Origin of the sequence: Psychromonas sp. psych-6C06, assembly GCF_002835465.1 — a bacterium.
In the GTDB taxonomy this organism is placed as follows: Bacteria; Pseudomonadota; Gammaproteobacteria; order Enterobacterales; family Psychromonadaceae; genus Psychromonas.
The window spans coordinates 1-3,245 of the sequence record NZ_PIZM01000026.1 but is presented as its reverse complement, the minus strand read 5'-3'; the positions used below and the strand labels follow the sequence as shown (position 1 = coordinate 3,245).

The following is a 3,245-nucleotide window of genomic DNA, read 5'->3' as shown; positions in this document are numbered from 1 at the left end:
ATTTCAAGCAGAAGAGGGCAAACGAGATGTTCACGTGAGGAGTTCAGACGTGGGCTCTTCAATTGAAAAAATTTGCTCCCTTTGTTCACGAGAATAATATTCTTGACATTACCAAAGAATTGGAAGATGCCATTTACCATGTGGAGCGTAACGGTAACTCAAAAATTATATTTACCGATCTATCTATTAAGCTTACACGGTTACTTCACAAAAAAAAGACCGAACTTAAATAAACCTAAATGGAGATATTAATGAACAACGCTACAGAAGTTTTATTACTATTATTTTTAATCATTACCTTTTTACAAAGTGGTTTTGATAAAATTACCGATTGGAACGGAAATGTCTCATGGCTTAAAGAGCATTTTTCTAAAACCCCGTTTAAAAATAGTGTTCCACTGCTGGTTGGGATAATTTTGGTAACAGAAGTTATTGCAGGACTTTTATGCGTTATTGGCATTTACCAAATTTTGAGTTCTGGTAATACCACTTTTGCAATGTATGGCGCAGTATTATCAGGTATAACACTTTTAATGTTGCTATTTGGGCAACGTGTGGCCAAGGATTACGAAGGAGCTAAAACTATTGCCGTTTATTTTATACCTACAATATTATTGGTGTTTTTGCTACAATCTTAAGGAAGTATAGCCTATAAAAAAGGTTCTTTTATTAAAAAGTAAAACCCTCCAACTTGGAGGGTTTTTTTGAGGCATCGAGCGGATTCGAACCGCTGTACAAGCTTTTGCAGAGCTCTGCCTAGCCACTCGGCCACGATGCCCTTTTTTAGCGAGAGCAAAAATAAACAATTTATACCAATCTAAGCTGCATTCACAACCAAGAAATTGTAGTAAATTATAATATTTAAGGTGGATGATTCTAGTTTACCAATTGACCACGTTGCAAATTCAATGATACGGTTACCTTTTCTACATCTCCGTTAATGGGCGGATTGATTTTGGAAACAGAAACCATTGCAGTGTCTACGGTAGGCAATTCAATAAAAATTCTATCAATGATTCTTTTGGCAACATGCTCCAACAATTTTGATGGTATTGCCATTTCTTGCTTTACAATTCTGTTGATATGAACATAGTCTACCGTGTCCTTTAATTCATCTGAGACCGAAGCTTTTAATAAATTCGTATCTACGGAAACGTTGACCAAATAATCACTGCCAATATTGGTTTCTTGTGGCAAGCACCCATGATGGGCATATGCTTTTATATTCTCTAATTGTACTTTACCCATTACTTATATTCTGGAGTACAAATTTAATGAAACTCCCTGTAGCTTTAGTATGTACAACGACAATTACTGATCCCTTGAAATAAATCTACCCCTAAGGTGATTACGTGTGTACCTGAACTATAGCCAAGAAGTTCGTTTAAAATTACCTGATAAGAATATCCGAAGTAAAAATTACTCTTCTTTAAACCTGCAATAGGAGCTATGTAAAGTGGGTTTCCTATTTGATCGTTCAAGAAACGATAGTTCACCCCAGCATAGAAGTAATCTTCAAAATCATAAAACCTGAACTTTAAGTTTAGATCCGTAACCGATCTACCATCACTCTCAAATAACTGAAACAATACAGAAGGCTCTACTTCTACTTTACTAGTTCTTTTCTTCATATATCTATATCCGGTATAGATATAGTAGTTTCTTAATCTATTAGGCTCATATAGTTCATTAAAATTACTTAGATCCTTATCTAAAATGTTTGATGCGTTGGCACTGAAATAAAACTTATCGTACCTGTACAATACACCAATGTCAAAGTTATGGTTGGTGGTTGCCTTATCTCCAACATACGCCGGGTCCGCAATTAAATCTGGATTAGAATTGTCTATTCTAAATTGATTGTAGTTGTAAGACAACCCAAAAGATAAAAACTCATCATCATAACGATCTAAAGTCAAATGGTGTGCAAATGATAATCTTGCACCCTGTTGTTTGGTTTCACCATTACTGTCATTATACAAGACCATACCAATACCCGATTTTTCTCCTATTCGCATATCTGCTGCAAGAGATTGGGTATCTGGCGCATCTTTAATACCTACCCATTGGGTAAGACCATTCAATCTTATTTTAACATGGTCACCGATACCTGCGTAAGTTGGGGACATTACAAAGGGGTTATCGGCAAGATATTGAGATAATTGAGGTATAGTAAGCTCTTGCCCTCTTGCGGTGAGCACGCTTATAAATAATACCAGTGTCAATAGACTGTTCCGCATCATCATTTTTAGGTTAAGTTTTTAACGGTATAGGGTAAAGTGTCCAACAAATTCTCTTTCGTCTCTATCGCCATTTAGTTTAACTACGTACCAGTAGTCTCCCGTTGGCAATTCATTGTCTAAATATGTTCCGTCCCAACCTTCAGAATCAACAGATTGTTCAGAAACCACTCTACCATAACGATCAAATATTTTTATTAGTATTTCTGGGTATTGCTCAATATTTCTTGGGATCCATAAATCGTTCTGCCCATCTCCATCTGGGGTAAAGAAATTAGGTATTTCCACGTCTATAAACTCCATAAATATATTTGCTACCCTTGAGCATCCATTCTCATCAACAACACGAACTTCATAGGTATCTGTTCTAGTAATATAGAAGGTATTGCTATCGCCATTATCTATTCCATCAAAATAATAGGTGTAACCTTCTCTACCACCTTCAACAACAGCTGTTATTTCGTTCATGTTATTTTGTTCCAATGCTAGAGTCAATGGCTCAAAATCCTCAATAACAAAATCAATAGTTACAAAACACCCGTTAGCATGGGCAATAGTAATGTAATGGTTGCCCGGTGCCGAGTTTCTAAAATCAGGATTCAATTGAAGATCTGCAGGGTCCACAGAATCTATTGCGTATAATACATCTCCAATTACACTATCATCTTCTAATGTGATATTCACAAAATTATCTGGCACATCACCCGAACATTCGTAAACAGGAATTACCGTTGCATTAAGGTTTACTCCCGATTCAATATCAACTACAACATTGGTATCACAACCATTGGCATCTTTAATTACAATGATATAATTACCTGCTGCCATATCATAGAATTCAGTTCTGTTCAGTACAAAATCTTCATCGCTATTAGAATTCAACGCTGTACTATATGGTGCCGTACCTCCTGTGATATCAAGAATTATAGTACCATCTTGACTATCAACACAAATTTCCGGTGTAGTCTCTACTTCAACAACCAAACTTGATGGTTCAGAAATAGT

General features: G+C 36.0%; 4 protein-coding genes and 1 tRNA gene. 1 reads left to right on the top strand and 4 read right to left on the bottom strand.

All coding sequences use genetic code 11. The annotated features are described in order from the left end of the window. The first annotated feature begins 251 nt into the window (after positions 1-251). The gene (locus tag CW745_RS16440; protein WP_202973222.1) at positions 252-638 is read left to right on the top strand and encodes a DoxX family membrane protein; all 387 of its coding nucleotides are present in this window, start codon (positions 252-254) and stop codon (positions 636-638) included. A 69-nt stretch (positions 639-707) separates the two neighbouring features. Here the strand turns inward: CW745_RS16440 and CW745_RS16435 are convergent. The 4 genes from CW745_RS16435 to CW745_RS16420 all read right to left on the bottom strand — a co-directional run. Further along, positions 708-778, bottom strand: a tRNA-Cys gene (locus CW745_RS16435). A 98-nt stretch (positions 779-876) separates the two neighbouring features. Next, the gene (folB, locus tag CW745_RS16430; protein WP_099190521.1) at positions 877-1,248 is read right to left on the bottom strand and encodes a dihydroneopterin aldolase; all 372 of its coding nucleotides are present in this window, start codon (positions 1,246-1,248) and stop codon (positions 877-879) included. A 44-nt stretch (positions 1,249-1,292) separates the two neighbouring features. Further along, a complete protein-coding gene (locus tag CW745_RS16425) occupies positions 1,293-2,225 on the bottom strand; it encodes a type IX secretion system membrane protein PorP/SprF (RefSeq protein ID WP_202973221.1) in 933 nt (310 codons plus the stop codon). 36 nt (positions 2,226-2,261) lie between these two features. Then, positions 2,262-3,245: T9SS type B sorting domain-containing protein (locus CW745_RS16420; protein WP_153069778.1), on the bottom strand; the 984-nt coding region annotated here is incomplete at its 5' end.

Excerpts from the sequence above, each read along its gene's own strand:
- CW745_RS16440 (WP_202973222.1), top strand. The coding sequence starts at position 252 with ATGAACAACGCTACAGAAGTTTTATTACTATTATTTTTAATCATTACC.
- folB (WP_099190521.1), bottom strand. The coding sequence starts at position 1,248 with ATGGGTAAAGTACAATTAGAGAATATAAAAGCATATGCCCATCATGGG.